This window comes from Allobosea sp., assembly GCF_035999205.1.
Lineage (GTDB): Bacteria > Pseudomonadota > Alphaproteobacteria > Rhizobiales > Beijerinckiaceae > Allobosea.
The window spans coordinates 66276-84848 of sequence record NZ_DASYHA010000015.1 but is presented as its reverse complement, the minus strand read 5'-3'; the positions used below and the strand labels follow the sequence as shown (position 1 = coordinate 84848).

Genomic DNA, 18573 nt, shown 5'->3' with positions numbered 1-18573 from the left:
CATCACTCCGCTGCGACGAGATGGGCGGGGGCGAGCGCGGCTTCCGGCTCGTCATCAGGTTCCGGCCCCTTGCGGATGGCCGCCAGCATCAGCTTCATCTCGATGACGATCAGGATCGTGTAGAGCACGACGAAGCCGATGAGGGTCGCGAGTACCGTCCCGGCGCCGAGGCTCGAGACGGCGGCGGCGGTGGGCAGCACGCCCTCGACGACCCAGGGCTGCCGGCCGACCTCGGCGACGAACCAGCCGCATTCGATCGCGACCCAGGGCAGCGGGATCGAGAACACCGCGATCCAGAGCAGCTTGGGGTAGCGGTCGAGCATGCGCCGCGCCGACAGCACGAAGAACACCGCCGTCAGCAGGATGAAGAACATTCCCAGCCCGACCATGATGCGGAAGGTCCAGAACAGCGGCGCGACCATCGGCACCGTGTCCCAGGCCGCCTTGTCGATCTGCTCGGGTGTAGCCTGGCGCGGATCGTCGATATAGCGCTTCAGCAGGAGCCCGTAGCCCAGCCTCGCTCCATTGTCCTCGAAGGCCTTGCGCGCCTCCTCGGGCACGGCACCGGTGCTGCCGGCGGCCCGGATTGTCTGCAGCGCGTCGAAGGCGACGATGCCCTCCTTGATCCGAACCTTCGCGAGATCGACGAGCTCCTTGATGCCGGGCAGTTCCTGGGTCAGCGAGCGCGTCCCGATCAAACCCATGACGGCGGGGATGCGGACGGCAAAATGGGTCTCGCGGGCCTTGTCGTCGGGGAAGCCGATCAGCGTGAAGGCGGCAGGCGCGGGCTCGGTGTGCCACATCGCCTCGATCGCGGCGAGCTTCATCTTCTGGTGCTCGGAGGAGAGATAGCCGCTCTCGTCGCCGAGCACGACGACCGACAGCGAGGCGGCAAGACCGAAGGAGGCGGCCACCGTCATCGAACGCTTGGCCAGTTCGACATGGCGCCCCTTCAGCAGGTACCAGGCGGAGACGCCGAGCACGAAGAACGACGCCGCGACGTAGCCGGCCGAGACCGTGTGCACGAATTTGGCCTGCGCGACGGGGTTGAACAGCACGGCGGCGAAATCGGTGACCTCCATCCGCATCGTCTGCGGGTTGAAGGCTGCCCCGACCGGGTTCTGCATCCAGCCATTGGCGATCAGGATCCACAGCGCCGAGAAGTTCGAGCCGAGCGCCACCGCCCAGGTCGCGGCGAGATGGCCGATCTTCGAGAGCTTGTCCCAGCCGAAGAAGAACAGCCCGACGAAGGTGGCTTCCAGGAAGAAGGCCATCAGGCCTTCGATCGCGAGCGGCGCACCGAAGATGTCGCCGACATAGTGGCTGTAATAGCTCCAGTTCATGCCGAACTGGAATTCCATGACGATGCCGGTGGCGACACCGAGCACGAAGTTGATGCCGAACAGCACGCCCCAGAATTTCGTCATCTGCCGCCAGATCACCCGGCCGGTCATGACATAGACCGTTTCCATGATCGCCAGCAGGACCGAGAGCCCGATCGTCAGCGGCACGAACAGGAAGTGGTAGAGCGCCGTGACGGCAAATTGCAGGCGCGACAGCGCGACGATGTCGAGGTCCATATCCGTCCTCCCCAGCCTCCAATGACCGCCGGCGCAGCGGGCTGCCGCGCCGGCAAACCAAATTGCGTCTTCAGTCCGGCCGCAAGCCGGCGAGCACCACCGCGAACCCAGCTTCGCCACGCCGCGCCGTCGCAACGATCTGCCCGTGTTCCATGACGATCAGCCTGTCGGCGGCCTCGGCCTCGCGCCGGACATGGGTCGCGATGACCACGCAGCGCCGTTGCGCACAGTCGCGCAGCCGGGCCATGACGTCGCGCGCCGTCGCCCCGTCGAGGCCCTCGGTGGGTTCGTCGAGCAGCCAGAGCGGCGTGTCGCGCAGGACCAGCCGGGCGAGCGTCAACCGCCGTGCCTGGCCGCCCGACAGGCCGAGCCCGTTCTCGCCCAGGCGGGTTTCGAGCCCCAGAGGCAGCGCCTCGACATCGGCGCGCAGGCCGGCCGAAGCCAGGGCGGCCATGAGTTGGGCGTCGTTGGCAGCAGGATCCGCCAGCCGCAGATTGTCGCGCAGGCTGTCTTGAAACAGTTCGCTGCGCTGGGTCAGCAGCGTCGCCGGCAGGGCCTCGACATGGCCCGCTGTCAGCCCGATCTCGCCGGCGATGACGCTGAGCAGCGTCGACTTGCCGGCACCGCTCGGCCCGACGATGGCAACGGTCTCAGCCACCTGCAGCGACAGCGAAATCCCGGTGAGAGAAGACCGCGCCGCGCCGTCATGCCTGACCACGACACCATCGAGCCAGGCGGCGACTCCCGGGATCGACGGGGGAGCGCTCACTGGCGCAGCCTCGGTAGGCGCCAGCCGAGGCCCGATCCGCCGCGCCGCGAACAGCGTGCGGCCGAGCTCGAGCGCGCCGCGACGCAGGCCCGCGAAAGGCTCGAGCGCTGCGAGCGCGACCAGGACGCCGAGCGCTGCGGCCGGCGCGCCGATCCGCCCGGCCTCGGCTAGCGCCGTCACCGCCAACAGCGTGCCCGACAGGAGCACGGCCGAGGCCAGGCCGAAACCGATACCCACACCGGTCTCGATCCGGTTGAGCGCGTCGTCGCTCTCCGCCTGCCGTCGATCCGCGCCGGCCAGCGCCGCGCATTGGGCCGCAAGGCGGCCGGCCATGACGAGTTCGGTCTGGCCCGCGACCAGATCGATCGCACGGGCCAGCAGCGCCTCGCTGGCATGAGCCCGTCGGCGCGCCGGCGCGAGCGCCCGGTGGGCTGCGAGGATGGGCAGACCGAGGCCCGCCAGAAGCAGCCAGGCGCCGGCGCCGAAGCCCAGCGCCGGATGCAGGAGCGCCAGCACCAGGGCGACCACGGCCGCCGTGCCAAGCGCCGCCGCCATCGGCACCAGCACGCGCAGATAGAGCGAATCCAGCGCGTCGATGTCGGCGGTGAGGCGGAACAGCAGCCGCGCCGGGCGCCGCAGCAGCTGATGCGCCGCTCCAGGCCCGGCCCAGCCCCGGAAGAGGCGCTCGCGCAGGCCGGCCAGCAGCCGCAGCGTCACGTCATGCGTCACCAGCCGCTCGCCATAGCGCGACGCGGTGCGGCCGAGCGCGAGCAGGCGGATGCCGGCCGAGGGCGCGAAGACGTCGAAGGCGAGCGCCGTCGCCGACGACAGCCCGGCGATCGCAGTCGCGGTGATGAACCAGCCGGAAAGCCCGAGCAGCGCAACGCCAGCCAGCACCGTGACGGCAGCGAGCAGCGCCCCGCCCAGCAGCGCATTGCGTCGTTGGCCGATGAAGAAGGCCAGAACCGGCCGCAGATGCTGGAAGGCAACCGTCATGCCGCACCCTCCAGCCTTTCGAGATCGAGCCTGATGACCCGGTCCATTCGAGCCGCCAGCACCGGATCATGGGTCGCGACGACCAGCGTGCGCCCGGCTGCGAAGGCCAGCAACCGCTCGGTGATTGCGCGCGCCGTGCCGGCATCGAGATGGGCCGTCGGCTCATCCGCGAGGATGAGGCCGGCCCGCGGGTTGGCGGCACCGCGCGCCAGTGCCAGCCGCAGCCCCTCGCCACCGGACAGGCCGGCACCGCCTTCGCCGATCGCCGCCCCGGGCCGCGCGGCGGCGAGCCCGTCCAGCGCCACGATCCGCAGCGCTTCGGTGACGCCCTGGGCGTCAGCTTCCGGGCGGCCCAGTGAAATATTGCCGGCCAGCGTCGCGGCGAAGAGATGCGGACGCTGGCCGATCCAGGCCATGCGCCGGCGCAAGCCGGCCGCGCTCTCCGGCCCGAGTCTCGTCCCTCCGACGCTGATCTCGCCGTTATCCGCAGGCGCGAGCCCGGCGACGAGGGCGAGCAGCGTCGTCTTGCCCGAGCCGCTGGGACCGAGGATCGCGACATGTTCGCCCGCCGCCACCCTGAGGTCGAAGCCATCCAGGACTGCCTCGCCGCTACCGGCGTGGCAGAAGCGTAGACCCTCGATCCGCAGATCGACCGCACCGCTCGCAACAGCGCCGCCCTCCCGATCGGCTTGCGCGCCTCCGACCAACGCGAGACCACCGCGCGAGACGTCGTCCAGTGCCGCAATCGCGGCCTGCCCGGCGGCGCGATCGTGCCAGACCGCCGACAATTCACGCAGCGGTTCGAAGAAGGCCGGCGCCAGCAGCAGGATGAACAGCCCTTCACCCAGGCTGAGCTTTTCACCCCAGGCGCCAAAGGGCAGCGCATCGAGCAGGTGGAAGCCGACATAAACCGCGGCCAGGGCGACGCCGAGCGCCGAGAACAGCTCCAGCACCGCCGAAGACAGGAAGGCGATGCGCAGCACCGTCATGGTTCGCGCGCGCAGGTCTTCCGCATTGGCCCGTAGCCTCAGCGCTGTCGCATCGACGGCGCCGAGCGCGCGGATCGTCGCCAGCCCGCGCAGGCGGTCGAGCAGGAATCCGTTCAGATTGCCGGTCTCGGCGAGCTGTGCTTCGCTCGCGGCCTTGGCGCGCCAGCCGATCAGCGCCATGAAGATCGGGATCAGCGGCGCGGCGAGCAGCAACACCAGCGCCGCGACCCAGGAGAGCGGCAGCACGGCGCCAAGGATGACGAGCGGGACCACCATGGCCTTGAAGCGGGCCGGGCCAAACCGCGCGAGGTAGGACACCAGCGCCTCGGCCTGTTCGGTGACGACGCTCGCCGCCTGGCCCGATGCTGGCCTGGCCCGGTCGAGCGGCGAGCCGGCCGCAAGCGCCGCGACCGCATGGCCTCGACGCCGGGACAGGCTGGCTCGCGCCGCGAGGAAGGCCTTGCGCGCGCCAAGCGCCTCGAACGTCGTACGCACCACGCCGAGCGCCAGCACGCCCGCTGCCGGCAGCAGCGCCTCTCGGAAACCCCTGCCTTCGGCGATGCCACCGATGATGAAGGCGATCAGCCCGGCCTGCGGCAGCCAGAACAAGGCACCCGCCGTCTGCATCAGCATGGCCACGCGGCTGCCCCGATCCCCAGCGATCTCGGCCGGGAGGCTTTCGGCGGCGACCGTCATGATGCCGGTGCCCCCGGGCGCCGCGGACGGCCGATCGAGACGATCTTGTCCTTGACCTCGAGCAGCTTGGTGACGCGCGCGCCCAGGCCCAGCAGCATCGCGAGCCGGTCGGTCTCCAGCGTCTTGACGTCGTCGTACCAGGTGGTGAGCTGCTCGATCAGCCCGTGCATCTCAGCCATCCGGGCCTGGGCATGCCGCTCGGCCTCGTCGGCCGGGTTCTGCATCAGGATCTCGCGCAGCACCGACAACGTCGGGTCGACCTCGCGCTTCTTCCGCTCCTCGGCCAGCGTGCGCAGGATCTGCCAGACATCGTCAGGCGTCGTGAAGAAGTCGCGCCGGTCGCCCGGCAGATGCTTCAGCAGCACGAGGTTCCAGGCCTGCAACTCGCGCAGGCCCATCGAGACATTCGAGCGGGAAACGCCGAGGCTTTCGACGATGTCGTCCGCGCAGAGAGGTTCGGACGACAGATAGAGCAGCGCATAGATCTGCCCGACCGTCCGGTTGATGCCCCAGCGGCTGCCCATCTCACCGAAGTGCAGAACGAAGGCCTGGGTGAGCGGCGAGAGTTTCATCGATGTTCCGGTCGATCTGAATTTTCAGAAATTTCTGAAATTCATGTACGCTCCCAGCTAGCGCTCCGCAAGCGGGAACAGCCATGCGGCTCAGGCATCGCGGCATGTCCGGAACGGGCCAGTGCATTGGCTCACGCCCCGCCCTGCTCTAGATTCGCTCGACATCGTCAGCACGGGCGTTCCCATGACCATTCATCAGCGCAGCATTCCCGCATCGATCGACCCAGAGAAGCTCGACAGGCTGGCGCAGGCCGCCGTCCGCGTCGGGCTGAACCTGCAGCCGGGCCAGGACCTGTTCCTGACCGCCCCGGTCGCGGCGCTGCCGCTGGTGCGCAAGATCGCCGAGCACGCCTACAAGGCCGGAGCCGGCCTCGTCACGCCGATCCTCTCCGACGAGGAGGTCACGCTCGCCCGCTATCGCTACGCCAGCGACAACAGCTTCGACCGTGCCCCCGGCTGGCTGCATGAGGGCGTCGCCAAGGCATTCTCGAACAACACGGCCCGCCTCGCCATCGTCGGCGACGACCCGATGCTGCTCTCAGAGCAGGATCCCGCCAAGGTCTCGCGCGCCAGCAAGGCCAATTCCGTCGCCTATCAGCCGGCGCTGGAAAAGATCGCCGGCTTCGACATCAACTGGAACATACTGGCCTATCCGACCGCCGCCTGGGCGCGCCGGGTCTTCCCGGGCGATTCCGAGGATGTCGCGGTGGCCAAGCTGGCGGATGCGATCTTCGCCGCCTCTCGCGTCGCCGGCGGCGACCCCGTCCCGGCCTGGACCGCGCATAACGCGAGCTTGCGCACCCGCACGCAATGGCTCAACGGCCAGCGCTTCCAGGCGCTGCATTTTTCGGGGCCAGGCACCGATCTGACGGTCGGCCTCGCCGACGGCCATGAATGGCAGGGCGGCGCCTCGACGGCCAAGAACGGCGTCACCTGCAACGCCAACATCCCGACCGAGGAGGTCTTCACGACGCCGCATGCCCGCCGCGTCGAGGGCCATGTCTCCAGCACCAAGCCGCTCTCCTATCAGGGCACGCTGATCGACCAGATCCAGGTGCGCTTCGAGGGCGGCCGCATCGTCGAATCGAAGGCGGCGCGCGGCGCGGACGTGCTGGCCAAGGTGCTCGACACAGATGAGGGTGCCCGCCGGCTCGGCGAGGTGGCGCTTGTGCCGCATTCCTCACCGATCTCGCAGAGCGGCATCCTGTTCTACAACACGCTCTTCGACGAGAACGCGTCCTGCCACATCGCGCTCGGCCAATGCTATTCGAAGTGCTTCCTCGATGGCGCCAAGCTGACGCCGGAGCAGATCGCGGCGCAGGGCGGCAACAAGAGCTTCATCCATATCGACTGGATGATCGGCTCCGATCAGGTCGATATCGACGGCGTCCACGCCGATGGCAGCCGCGTCCCGGTCTTCCGCAAGGGCGAGTGGGCCTGATGGCGCCGACGCAAGGTCATTCCGGGGCGTTCGCAGGGCGAGCCCGGAATGACCGCGGCGCAACCATCGAACGCTTCAACTGAATGATCTCACCAGCCCGCCGATCAGCAGGTTCCAGCCGTCGATCAGGACGAAGAAGATCACCTTGAACGGCAGCGAGATCACGGTCGGCGGCAGCATCATCATGCCCATCGACATCACGATGGTCGCCACGATCATGTCGATGACCAGGAAGGGCAGCGCGATCAGGAAGCCGATCTCGAAGGCGCGCCGCAGTTCCGAGATCATGAAGGACGGGATCAGCACGCGCAGATCCACAGCCTGCGCCGGGTCGACCGGGCGGATGCTCGGCGGCGCGATGTCGGCGAAGAGGCGCAGATCCTGCGGCCGCGTCTGCGCCAGCATGAAGTCGCGGAATGGCGCCGTGATCTTGGTGTAGGCTTCGCCCTCGCTGATCCGGCTCTCGACCAGTGGCAGCACTCCGTCCTGCCACGCCTTGTCGAAGGTCGGCGCCATCACGAAGAAGGTCATGAACAGCGCCAGGCTGATCAGGATCAGGTTGGCCGGCGTGCTCTGCAGGCCGAGCCCCGAACGCAGGAAGGACAGCGCGATCACGAAACGGCTGAAGCTGGTGACCATCATCAGCAGGCCCGGTGCGACCGAAAGCACCGTGAGCATCGCCACGATCTGGACGATGCGGCCCGAGGCCGAGGCGCCGCCCTGCGGCAGCAGGCCGTCCAGCCCGAAGGACTGTGCCTGCGCGCCGGCGACGCTGGCCAGCAGGATAAGGAACGCGGAGAGAAGCTTGGTCACTGCACAACCAGGGTTTCGATGACGATGTCGCGCACGAGGCCCTTGGAGCGGATCGCGACGCGTTCGAGCAGGTCCTCGCGCAGGTTGCGCAGGCCGGCCGCGCCTTCCATCTGGCGCGCCGTGACGCTGCGCAGGAAGCCGAGGATGTCCTCGGTGATGGCGCCGACCAGCGGATCGGCTGTCGCTGCCGCCTTCTGCTCAAGCAGCAGCGCCGCTTCGAGCCGCACCCAGGTGTTCGCCGGCGCGGCGAGGTTGGTGACGATCGGCGAGAGCTTCTTCAGCACCAGCGTCCCGGTCATCTGCGCGTTGACGGCAAGGTCGGGCGTCGCGGCTTCCATCCGCTTCATCACGGTGCTTTCGACCGTGCCGATGACGCGCGTGCCCCAGAGTGTGCCAGCGCCAGCGGCCAGCGCGGTCAGGATCACGAAGGGCGCGACCGCCAGCAAGGTGCGCCGCGAGGCGCCGCGACGCTTGCGCGGGCCCGGCAGTTTCGGGGTTGCCGCCATTAGAAGGGGGTGACCTTGTCGTAGATCTGCTGCCCCCAGGCCGGCTGCTGCACTTCCATCCCGCGGCCCCGTCCGCCATAGGCGATCCGTGCCTCGGCGATCTTCTCATAGGACACCGTGTTGTTGCCGGTAATGTCCCGCGGACGCACGATCCCGGTGACGTTGAGCACGCGCATATCGTAGTTCACGCGCACCTCCTGCGAACCATTGATCACGAGGTTGCCGTTCGGCAGAATCTCGGTGACGACGGCGGCGACCGACATCTCGACCTCTTCCGAACGGTCGGTCATGCCCCTGCCGCGCGACGAGGAATCCGAATTCGCGCTCGCGCTCATGCCGGCATCGCCGGAGGCGCCGTTGAAGTTCGCGAGGAAATCCAGGCCGAACTTCGCGGCCGAGTTGCGCGAGCGGTCCGACTTGTTGTCGAGCTTGGCCTTGTCGTTGATCGAGATCTTCACCGTGACGACATCGCCGGTCTTCATCGCGCGGTTGTCGCGGAAGAGATCCTCGCTCTGGCGCGTATAGATCGAGTTGAAGGCGACATCGACCCCGCGGCCGGGAGGCGTGCCGAGCGGGATGGCGTCACGCTGCTTCACCAGGCCGCTGCCGACGCGCGAGAGCTGCGGCTCGCGATTGAGCTCCGACATATCCATGCCGCAACCGGCAAGGGTGACGGCGCAAGCTGCGAGAATGATGGCCTTCATCGGGTCTGGGCTCCGGTTGTGGGCATTCCGTTGTTGAGTTGAGGCCGCCGGCCGCCCATCACTTCGGCGAGCTGGGCGGCACGGGAGGCCTCCATCTCGTTGAGGACGGCGCTGGCCGCGCGGGGCGGCAGCTTGCCGAGCACGGCGACCGCGGTCGCCTGGTCCATCGCGGCGAGCTGAAGTGCGGCGGCGTCCGGGCGCATCCGCGCGAAGATGTCGGTCATGCGCGCCTCGGCCTGCTTGACCTCGGCGGCGCGCTGGTCGGTCAGGAGCTGGAGCTCGGCCTTGCGCTCCTCCAGCTTCTTGAGCGTATCCGCGAGCTTGGTTTCGAGCCCCTTCAGCGTATTCGCCTGCCAGGCGAAGCGGGCCTCCGCCGCGGGATCGCGGAGCGCCGAGCAGAAGCTCGCCGCATCCGAGGTCGAGGCCACGGCTACGGTCGGCGTCTGGGTCTGTGCCCCGGCCTGCCCCGCACCCAGCATCAGCAGCAGAACGAGCAGGGACCTTGAAGCGAAAGGATTTTTCGGCAGCATTCTTGGCAACTCGCCTGGATGATGTTCTGGAAATCTACTTGGCGTTGCTTTCGCGAGGCTGACGTCTGCTCGACCGCTCGCGGTCCTCAGCGCTCGTCCAGTGAAGCCATCGGCGAGACCATGGGTCAGGGAATGCGGACCACAGGGAACCGCTAAGTCGTCACAACAGCTTTCGGCCGGCCTGCCCCCGTGGGAGCGGCCGGCCGGAAGGGATCGGCGCTACTGCACCACGAGGTCGGCCTGCAGCGCCCCTGCCGTCTTGATCGCCTGCAGGATCGCGATGATCCCCGCGGGTTTCAGGCCGATCTGGTTGAGGCCACGAACCAGCGTGTGCAGGTTGGCGCCGTTGATGATGGCGAGCCGGCCATTGCCCTGCTGCGCCTCGATCGTGGTACGCGGAACCTCCGCCGTCTGTCCCCGGGCGAAGGGCTCGGGCTGCGAGACCACCGGCGCCTCCGTGACCCGCACCGTCAGATTTCCGTGCGTCACCGCCACCGTGGAGATCTTGACGTCGCGACCGATCACGACCGTGCCGGTGCGCTCGTCGACCACGACCCTGGCCGGCGCATCCGGCTCCAGCGTCAGTCGCTCGATCTCCGCGATGAAGCGCGCGGTCGACATGTTCGCCGGTCGCGTCAGGCTGATGGTGCGATGGTCGAGCGCGAAGGCGACGGTCGACTTGTAGCGATCGCGGGTGAAGGCGTTGATCGCGCCCGCGACCCGCTCGGCCGTGACGAAATCAGGATTGCGCAGCTCGAGCGAGAGCACGTGGAGGTTCGAAAGCTGATCGGCGATCTGGCGCTCGACCAGGGCGCCGCCGGGAATGCGTGCCGCAGTCGCGACACCCTGCGTCAGACGTTCGGCCTCCCCCTGGGCCGAGAACCCCGAAACATTCAACCGTCCCTGCGCCAGCGCGTAGGTCTGCCCGTCCGCCGCCAGCAGCGAGGTCACGACCAGCGTGCCGCCGAGCAGCGAGGTCGCATCACCCATCGAGGCGACGCTGACGTCGATGCGGCTGCCGCGCCCAGCGAAGGGCGGCAGATCCGCCGTCACGATGACCGCCGCGACATTGCGCGTGCGCAGCGCCGAGTTGCGGACGTTGACGCCGAGCCGGTCGAGCATCGACTGAAGCGCCTGCCCGGTGAAGGGCGAATTGCGGATGCTGTCGCCGGTTCCCTGCAGGCCGATGACGAGGCCATAGCCGACGAGCTGGTTGTCGCGCACGCCCTGGAGGCCGGCGATGTCCTTGATGCGCACCGACGCCTGGGCCGGCGCGACGCATTGAAGCGCCATCGCCAGCGCGCAGGCGAATACGAGCAGTCGCGGGATCAATTTCATCATTCGCTCCCGACGCGGATGGTGCCGTCCGCCTGGACGACGCCGACGACCATGAGCCCGGTATCGGGATTGCGCGCCTTGACCATTTCGTTGACCGAGGCCGACTGCATCGGCTCGACGATGCCCGTGATGACGAGATCGTTCTCGCGGAACACGACCTGCGTCGGCACGCCGCGCCGCACCACCTTGGCGTCGTCGACCGCATTCAAGGGAATCGGCTGGCCCGGCAGCAGCGTGCGCCGCACCACCTTGCCGATGATCGCCAGGCGGTTGTCGATCGACACCCGCGCGGCCGTGCGGAAGGCGCGGTCGACCAGATGGGCGTCGCTGATGACGTCGCCCGGATAGAGCGTGACCGCCGGCACCGGCAGCATGACGGCTTCCGACGCGGCCTGCGCCGGGCTGAAGGCGCACAGCCCGAGCCAGATGGCGAGCAGCGCGGAGCGGACCGACGGAGAGGCCATGGCGCGAATTCCCTTAGCGAATGCCGGTGGAGACGGTGCCGGCCATCTGGTCGGCGGCGCTGATGACCTTGGCGTTCATCTCGTAGGCGCGCTGCGCCGCGATCAGCGCCGTGATCTCCTTGACCGGATCGACGTTCGACGCCTCGAGATAGCCCTGGCGCAGCTTGCCGAAACCGATGCTGGTCGGGTTGCCGTCCGTCGGCTGCCCCGAGGCCACGGTCTCGCGGTAGAGATTGCCGCCGAGCGGCTCGAGGCCGGCATCGTTGGCGAAGTTCGCCAGGGTCATCTGGCCGAGCTGGCGCGGCTGGACCTCGCCCGGGATCTTGGCCATCACCAGGCCGGATTCATTGACCGTCACATCGACGGCATCGGCCGGAACGCGGATCGCCGGATCGAGCAGATAGCCATCCGCCGTGACGATATCGCCATCGGCATTGGTGTTGAAGGTGCCGGCGCGGGCATAGAGCGTCTCGCCCTCCGGCGCCGTGATCTTGAACCAGCCACGGCCGTCGATCGCGAGGTCGAGCCGGTTGCCGGTCTGGGTCATCGCGCCCTGGATGTGCAGGTTGCGGATCGCCGCGGCACGCACGCCGAGACCGAGCGAGGCACCCTCCGGAATCGAGCCGTCGCCGCCGCGATTGGGCACGCCGCGCGAACGCTCGGTCTGGTAGAGCAGATCGGTGAATTCCGGCCGCGCCCGCTTGAACGACGTTGTGTTGATGTTGGCGATATTGTTGGCGATGACTTCGACATTGAGCTGCTGCGCAGTCATGCCGGTCGAGGCAATGGCAAGGACTTTCATGGGAATGCTTCCTCAGACCTGCATCTGAACGAACTGCTGGTAGGCAGCGACGACCTTGTCGCGCATCGCCATCGCCAGCTGCAGAGATTGCTCGGCCGACATCACGGCCTGGACCACGTCCTGCACCGCGGCCTTGCCCTGGACGCCGGCAACGGCCTGGGCTTCGCCCTGCGCCAGGTTGTCGACGAAGTTCTGGGCGACGCCGGCAAAGACCGAGCCGAAATCGGCGCCCGGATTGGCGGAAGCCGCACTGGCACCGAGGCCGGAGCCGACGCCGGCGGCGCCGAGACCCTGCAGACCCTGCAGTCCCTTGGTGACCTGGCTCGCGACAGGGGCGAGAGCGGAAATCGCGTTGAGCATCAGCCGTTCCTCAAAAGATCGATGGTCATGGATTGCATCGAGCGCGCCTGCTTGATCATCTGCAGGTTGGCCTCGTAGGAGCGGTTCGCCTCGCGCATGTCCGCCATTTCGAGCAGCAGCGAGACGTTCGGCATCTTGACGTAACCCTTGTCGTCGGCGGCCGGATGGCTCGGCTCGAATTCGACGCGGAATGGCGCCTTGTCGACGCCGACGCCCTTGATCTTGACCAGCGAGGCGCCAAGCGCCCGGTCCATCGTGTTCTCGAAGGTCACGGTCTTGCGACGATAGGGATCGGCTCCGCGCGTTGTGCCCGTGGCCTGCGCGTTGGCGAGGTTCTCCGAGACGACGCGCACGCGCGTCGACTGGGCCTGGAGACCAGCGCCTGCGATCCGAAGCGAAGCATTGAGCGGGTCGATCATCGTCTATACTCACCTATGGCAAGAATTCGCCTGACAAGATTTGCGTGGAGCTGGTCAGCCCCTGATCGCCGTCATCATCATGCGGTGGAAGCTTTTCACGATGTTGGTCGTGAAGGCGTAGTTGCGGCTGATGTCGCCGGCCTTGAGCATTTCCTGCTCCAGGCTGACCGAATTGCCCGAATGCACCGTGCCCCAGCCGTCAGATTTGCGCGGCCGGGCCGTCAGCGTCTCGGCCGGCGTCGAGGTGATGTGGTTCGGTGCGGTCGCCGCGACCGACAGGGTCGTCTTGCGGACGATGGCCTCGAAGGGCTCGACATCGACAGCCGTGTAGCGCGGCGTATTGGCATTCGCGATGTTCTGCGAGACGGCGTTCTGACGAACGGCGAGCCAATGCGATTGCTTGGCGGCTAGATCGAAGAGATGTATCGGCTCCACCCGAAGCCTCCGTGGTTGTTGCAACACAACACTAGGAGGATTGACTTGCGCGAAGCTGTTGTCGGCAATTGTAGTAATGATCTCTTAGCGAATTGCCTGCGCGCTGAGAACACAAAGCAGCCGCCATGCAGGCGGCTAGGCGCTCCCGGCATTTGTGCCGGGACCGGAGCGTCAGGAGATCGTGTAGCCGAGATAGCGCTTGGATTCGATCGGATCATACCCCAGCTTCGCGCGCAGCTTCTTGCGCAGCTTGCTGACATGGCTCTCCACCACAGCCTCGTCGACTTCAGCGTCGAACAGGCCGTAGACCGCGTTGAAGACCTGGGTCTTCGTCACCCAGCGGCCGCGGTTGCGCATCATGAATTCGAGGATGCGGCGTTCGCGGCGCGGCAACGGCATCAGTTCGCCGGCGATTTCCGGATCGCTGCCGTCGAAATGGACCTTGATCTCACCGACCGTGACCTCTTCGTCGCTCGAGCGGCGCTTCTCGGCGCGGCGCTGCATCGCGTTCACGCGGGCCAGGATCTCGCGGACATGGACCGGCTTGCGGACCACGTCGTCGACGCCAGCCGCGAACAGCTCCAGCGTCTTCTCCAGCGAGCTGGCCTCGTTCATCGCGATCACCGGCGCCTGCGAGCGGCGGCGGATCATCGTCGGGAAGGTCGACCGCTCGGCACAGTCGCCAATCAGGAATGCTTCAACGGTCTTGAGATGATCGACCGGCGTGTCCTCGACCCACTCCTGAAAGCGCGACGGGGTGAAGCCGATGGCAGGAACGCCTTCGCCAGTAAACAGGGACTGATAGCCCTCCGTCACCAACGCACGATCATCGATCACGATATACATAACTTCCCCCAACTCCGGAATTGCTCCGCCTCGGACGAGTTGGAAGCAGAATAACGCTATGGAGCGCCATCGTCAGGGTCAACACTGAAATGCTGCAGCGCGTCGCGAGATAAAACACTGCGGAAACCTGAATTAAAGACCCGTATACGGATTTATTTGAATAGATATACTTTTTGTTTACCATAAAAAATTAGCCGAAATTGGAATCCATTTTTGAGGAGCTGAGGCAGCCTCGAACGCAACCGGATTTGTGGTCGCCGACGTACCGTTTCAGGACGCCAGAGGAGCTTGATCGTGATCCCTATAGTATAATGAGTGGAATCACGGCCGGATGGGCATTCGCCAAGATAGAAATTTTACTAAACGTTTACACGACGTATTCCGACAGCTTCACGCAAGCAAATCGCTGTCGAATGCCAATCGAAAGCTTAGGTTGGAGATTGGCAGATGAGCATTTTCGGTATCATGCGAACCGGTGTCTCGGGCATGGCTGCCCAGGGAAGCAAGCTGGGCGCGGTCAGTGACAACATCGCCAACGTCAATACGGTCGGCTACAAGCGCGCCTCGACCGAGTTCTCGTCGTTGATCTCCGAAGGAAATCACAGCGAATACAATTCCGGCGGCGTCGAGACGACGACCCGCTACGCGATCTCCGACGAGGGCCTGATCATGGGCTCGACCTCGAAGACCGACCTCGCGATCAAGGGCAACGGCTTCTTCGTCGTCACCGACGCCGGCGGCACGCCCTACATGACCCGCGCCGGCGCCTTCGTGAAGAACGGCAGCCAGGAACTGGTCAATTCCGCCGGCTTCTATCTGATGGGCTACCCGATCCAGAACGGCCAGCCGACCGTCGTCGCCAACAGCCTCGACGGGCTCGAGCGCATCAACCTCGCCAATGTCGCCTATGAAGCCAACCCGACCGTCTCCGGCTCGTTCAAGGGCGTGCTTGATTCCAATTCGGCGGTGATCGCCGCGGGTACGCTGCCATCCGACAACGTTGCCGGCAGCACCTATTCGAGCAAGGCCTCGATCGTCACCTACGACAATCTCGGCAACAAGAAGATGCTCGACGTCTACATGGCGAAGACCGGCACTGGCCCGGATACCTGGCAGGCCGTCGTCTTCGACCAAGCGACCGCGACAGCGGGCGGCTTCCCCTATGCCGGCGGCCCGTTGGCGACCGCGACGCTGGCCTTCGGGCCCACCGGCCAGCTCACCACCGCGCCCGCGACCTTCACCGTGGCGATCCCCGGCGGCTCGACCGCGACCATCGACTTCGGCCAGGTCTCGCAGGTCGCCACTGGCGAGACCGCACTCGAACTCGCCGTCGACGGCAACGCGCCGAGCGCGGTCGAGACGGTCGAGATTGCCGACGACGGCACGGTCTATGCCGTGTTCGAGAATGGCGCCCGCCGCGCCACCTACAAGATCCCGCTCGCCACGGTGCCGAGCCCCGATCAGCTGACGCCGCAGTCGGGCAACGTCTACTCGGTCAACAACAAGTCCGGCGACGTCATCGTCGGCTTTCCCGAGACCGGCAGCTTCGGGTCGATCCGGGCTGGCGCGCTGGAGCAGTCGAACGTCGATCTCGCGACCGAGCTGACCGCGATGATCGAGTCGCAGCGCAGCTACACCGCGAACTCGAAAGTCTTCCAGACCGGGTCCGAAATTCTCGACGTCCTGGTCAACCTGAAGCGCTGAGTCAGGGCGCGAGAGAGACGGGGACGATCCCATGAGCCTTTCATCAGCCCTGAACGTGGCGCAGTCCTCGCTGACGGCAACCTCGACGCAGACCTCCGTCCTCTCGCGCAACGTCGCCGGCGCCGACGACCCGAACTACAACCGCAAGTCCGGGACCGTGATCACGACCTATGGCGGCGCGGTCAAGGTCGCCTCGATCAGCCGGGCGATGGATTCGGTCCTCTTCGCCGCCAAGCTCGGCTCGACCGCGACGACCTCGGGCCAGCAGGCCATCGTCGATGCGCTCGACCAGCTTGAGGCGACCGTCAACGACCCCGAGCTCGACCAGTCCCTGGCGGCCAAGCTCGGCGACCTGACCAATGCGCTGCAGCAGTACGGCGTGACGCCGGACGATCCCCTGCTGGCCCAGAACGTCCTGACCAAGGCGACGGAACTGGCGCGCACGCTGAACGAGGCGAGCGAGACCGTCCGCACCGTGCGTCAGCAGGCCGATGCCGACATGAAGCTCGGCGTCGACCGCGTGAACAGCCTGCTCGCCGAATTCGAGGTCGCCAACCAGGCGATCGTCAAGGGCAGCCAGTCGGGCGCCGACATCACTGACCAGCTCGACACACGTGACCGCGTTCTCTCCCAGCTCTCCGAGGAGATGGGAATCAGCGTGGTGACCAGGCCCAACAACGACATGGTCATCTACACCGATGGCGGCGTGACCCTGTTCGAGACCGTGCCGCGCAAGGTCTCGATGGCGCCGAACTACGCGCTTGGCGCCGGCACGGCGGGCAATGCCGTCTATGTCGACGGCGTGCCGGTCACCGGCCCGAACGCGATCATGCCGCTCAAATCCGGCCAGATCTACGGCTCCTCCATCGTCCGCGACGAGATCACCGTCACCTATCAGAGCCAGCTCGACGAGATCGCGCGCGGGCTGATCGAGGTATTCGCCGAGCAGGACCAGTCCGGCGGCGGCGGTCCGGCACAGGCCGGTCTCTTCACCTACGGGGCGGCCCCCATCCCTCCGGCCGTGGACCCGCCGATGGGCGTTCCCGCCACGGGCACGCTCTCGAATGGGCTGGCGAGCTCGATCCGGATCAACCAGAACGTCAACCCGTCGACGGGCGGCGATCTCGATCTGCTGCGGGACGGCGGCATCTCGAACCCGGCCGACCCCGACTACAACTACAACGCCTCGGGCGCGGCCGGCTTCCCGGACCGCATCCAGGGCCTGCTGACCGAGTTGGGAACCGGCCGCAGCTTCGACCCCGTCACCGGCTCGGACCCGACCGACACGCTCGTCGGCTTCGCCGGCTCCTCGGTCGGCTGGCTCGAGGCCAAGCGCCAGACTTCGACGCAGACGCTCGGCTACGAGACCGCTCTGCTGCAGCGGACGACGGCGGCGCTCTCCAACGTCACCGGCGTCGACATCAACGAGGAGATGACGCTGATGATGGAGCTGGAACGCTCCTTCAACGCCTCCTCGACCCTGATCACCACCATCGACCGGATGCTGGCGGCATTGCTCGACGCTGTGAGGTAACGCCATGAAGACGAGCTTCATTTCCAACTATTCGCTTTCGGGCACGCTGCGGAATGCCGTGGCGAAGGCGCGCGACAGCCTGGCCGATGCCACCAAGGAATCCGCGACACTGCGCCATGCCGATGTCGGGCTGACGCTTGGCGGCAGCACCGGCAAGACCGTCGGCCTGCGCGACCAGTACAACCGGCTGAACGGCATCGTCGATACCAACGGCCTCGTCTCTTCCCGCCTCGAGGTCACGCAGAAGGCGCTCGACGGCATGCGTGAGACGGCGGAGAAGTTCTTGGCCACGCTGATCAGCATCCGCGACGGCGACAAGGGTGCGGATGTCCTGAAATCGGAGGCCAAGAACAACCTCCAGGCGATGACCGCCTCGCTCAACGCTTCGGCCAGCGGGCAGTTCATCTTCGCCGGCATCAACACGCAGGACCGGCCGGTCACTGATTATTTCTCGACACCGGCCGCCACCAACAAGGCCGCGATCGATGCCGCCTTCCTCGGCCATTTCGGCTTCGCGCAGAATGCACCCGCCGCTGCCAGCATCACGCAGGCGGACATGACGACCTTCCTGCAGACGGTGCTGCCGGCTGAGTTCGCCGACCCGGCCTGGGGCACGAACTGGTCCTCTGCACAGAACCAGAACATGACCAGCCGGATCTCGCTGAGCGAGGTCGTCGAGGTTTCGACCAACGCCAACACCCAGGCGATGCGCGACCTGGCCCAGGCCTACACGATGGCTTTCGAGCTCGGCGACAACCTGAACTCGAACGCCTTCCGGGCAGTCGTCGACGCCAGCATCGACAGCATCAACAAGGCGATCCTCGGCATCACCGCGACGCAGGCGCAGCTCGGCTCGACCGAGGAACGCGTCAAGGTCTCGAGCGAACGGCTGACGATCCAGCGCGACATCACGGCCAAGCAGATCAAGGCCTTCGAGGATGTCGATCCCTACGAGGCGAATGTCCGGGTCACCGACCTCACGACCCAGCTCGACACCGCCTACGCGCTCACCGTCAGGATCCAGCAGCTGAACATCCTGCAATACATGCGCTGACGACGATCCCCGGCCGCGACC

Annotated in this window: 19 protein-coding genes; 4 read left to right on the top strand and 15 right to left on the bottom strand. The window is 66.7% G+C overall.

Annotated elements, in window-relative coordinates; genetic code table 11:
* Positions 1 to 2: 2 nt before the first annotated feature.
* The 4 genes from VGN82_RS04765 to VGN82_RS04750 all read right to left on the bottom strand — a co-directional run bounded on the left by VGN82_RS04765 (position 3) and on the right by VGN82_RS04750 (position 5602).
* Positions 3 to 1580, bottom strand: a complete 1578-nt coding sequence (locus VGN82_RS04765; RefSeq protein WP_327525845.1) for a cytochrome ubiquinol oxidase subunit I — start codon at positions 1578 to 1580, stop codon at positions 3 to 5.
* Between the two features lie 70 nt (positions 1581 to 1650).
* Entirely contained in the window at positions 1651 to 3345 is a 1695-nt protein-coding gene (locus tag VGN82_RS04760; protein WP_327525844.1) for an amino acid ABC transporter ATP-binding/permease protein, read from the bottom strand.
* Complete coding sequence (gene cydD, locus VGN82_RS04755; protein ID WP_327525843.1) at positions 3342 to 5030, bottom strand: thiol reductant ABC exporter subunit CydD; 1689 nt, start codon at positions 5028 to 5030, stop codon at positions 3342 to 3344. Before cydD ends, VGN82_RS04760 begins: the two co-directional genes overlap by 4 nt.
* Complete coding sequence (locus VGN82_RS04750; protein ID WP_327525842.1) at positions 5027 to 5602, bottom strand: GbsR/MarR family transcriptional regulator; 576 nt, start codon at positions 5600 to 5602, stop codon at positions 5027 to 5029. Before VGN82_RS04750 ends, cydD begins: the two co-directional genes overlap by 4 nt.
* A 184-nt stretch (positions 5603 to 5786) precedes the next feature.
* Here VGN82_RS04750 and VGN82_RS04745 point away from each other — a divergent pair, with 184 nt between their 5' ends.
* A complete protein-coding gene (locus VGN82_RS04745) occupies positions 5787 to 7043 on the top strand; it encodes an aminopeptidase (RefSeq protein WP_327525841.1) in 1257 nt (418 codons plus the stop codon).
* Positions 7044 to 7118: 75 nt separating this feature from the next.
* Here VGN82_RS04745 and fliP read toward each other — a convergent pair whose 3' ends face one another.
* From fliP to VGN82_RS04690, 11 genes are all read right to left on the bottom strand, one after another.
* Entirely contained in the window at positions 7119 to 7856 is a 738-nt protein-coding gene (fliP, locus tag VGN82_RS04740) for a flagellar type III secretion system pore protein FliP (RefSeq protein ID WP_414644203.1), read from the bottom strand.
* Positions 7853 to 8362, bottom strand: a complete 510-nt coding sequence (locus tag VGN82_RS04735) for a flagellar basal body-associated FliL family protein (RefSeq protein WP_327525840.1) — start codon at positions 8360 to 8362, stop codon at positions 7853 to 7855. Before VGN82_RS04735 ends, fliP begins: the two co-directional genes overlap by 4 nt.
* Positions 8362 to 9066, bottom strand: a complete 705-nt coding sequence (gene flgH, locus VGN82_RS04730; protein ID WP_327525839.1) for a flagellar basal body L-ring protein FlgH — start codon at positions 9064 to 9066, stop codon at positions 8362 to 8364. The genes VGN82_RS04735 and flgH overlap by 1 nt, the downstream gene beginning before the upstream one ends.
* A complete protein-coding gene (locus tag VGN82_RS04725; RefSeq protein ID WP_327525838.1) occupies positions 9063 to 9596 on the bottom strand; it encodes a MotE family protein in 534 nt (177 codons plus the stop codon). The genes flgH and VGN82_RS04725 overlap by 4 nt, the downstream gene beginning before the upstream one ends.
* Positions 9597 to 9815: 219 nt before the next feature.
* On the bottom strand, positions 9816 to 10934 hold the full coding sequence (flgI, locus tag VGN82_RS04720; protein ID WP_414644202.1) for a flagellar basal body P-ring protein FlgI: 1119 nt from the start codon (positions 10932 to 10934) through the stop codon (positions 9816 to 9818).
* Complete coding sequence (gene flgA, locus VGN82_RS04715) at positions 10934 to 11398, bottom strand: flagellar basal body P-ring formation chaperone FlgA (protein ID WP_327525837.1); 465 nt, start codon at positions 11396 to 11398, stop codon at positions 10934 to 10936. Before flgA ends, flgI begins: the two co-directional genes overlap by 1 nt.
* Positions 11399 to 11411: 13 nt before the next feature.
* On the bottom strand, positions 11412 to 12200 hold the full coding sequence (gene flgG / locus VGN82_RS04710; RefSeq protein ID WP_327525836.1) for a flagellar basal-body rod protein FlgG: 789 nt from the start codon (positions 12198 to 12200) through the stop codon (positions 11412 to 11414).
* 12 nt (positions 12201 to 12212) lie between these two features.
* Entirely contained in the window at positions 12213 to 12560 is a 348-nt protein-coding gene (locus tag VGN82_RS04705) for a flagellar hook-basal body complex protein FliE (RefSeq protein ID WP_327525835.1), read from the bottom strand.
* Positions 12560 to 12979: a flagellar basal body rod protein FlgC gene (gene flgC / locus VGN82_RS04700; protein ID WP_327525834.1), complete on the bottom strand. Its 420-nt coding sequence runs from the start codon at positions 12977 to 12979 to the stop codon at positions 12560 to 12562. The genes VGN82_RS04705 and flgC overlap by 1 nt, the downstream gene beginning before the upstream one ends.
* A gap of 54 nt (positions 12980 to 13033) precedes the next feature.
* Positions 13034 to 13414 (bottom strand): flagellar basal body rod protein FlgB, encoded by a 381-nt coding sequence (gene flgB / locus VGN82_RS04695; protein WP_327525833.1) that lies wholly within the window; start codon positions 13412 to 13414, stop codon positions 13034 to 13036.
* Positions 13415 to 13585: 171 nt separating this feature from the next.
* On the bottom strand, positions 13586 to 14260 hold the full coding sequence (locus VGN82_RS04690) for a response regulator transcription factor (protein WP_327525832.1): 675 nt from the start codon (positions 14258 to 14260) through the stop codon (positions 13586 to 13588).
* Positions 14261 to 14707: 447 nt separating this feature from the next.
* On the opposite strand from VGN82_RS04690, the gene VGN82_RS04685 reads away from it, so the two are divergent.
* From VGN82_RS04685 to VGN82_RS04675, 3 genes are read left to right on the top strand one after another with little or no spacing between them, the layout of a single operon-like run.
* Positions 14708 to 15964 carry a flagellar hook protein FlgE gene (locus tag VGN82_RS04685; RefSeq protein ID WP_327525831.1) on the top strand — a complete coding sequence of 419 codons (1257 nt, stop codon included), beginning with the start codon at positions 14708 to 14710 and terminating at the stop codon, positions 15962 to 15964.
* Positions 15965 to 15995: 31 nt separating this feature from the next.
* The gene (gene flgK / locus VGN82_RS04680; RefSeq protein WP_327525830.1) at positions 15996 to 17498 is read left to right on the top strand and encodes a flagellar hook-associated protein FlgK; all 1503 of its coding nucleotides are present in this window, start codon (positions 15996 to 15998) and stop codon (positions 17496 to 17498) included.
* Positions 17499 to 17502: 4 nt separating this feature from the next.
* The gene (locus tag VGN82_RS04675) at positions 17503 to 18552 is read left to right on the top strand and encodes a flagellar hook-associated family protein (protein ID WP_327525829.1); all 1050 of its coding nucleotides are present in this window, start codon (positions 17503 to 17505) and stop codon (positions 18550 to 18552) included.
* Positions 18553 to 18573 lie beyond the last annotated feature (21 nt).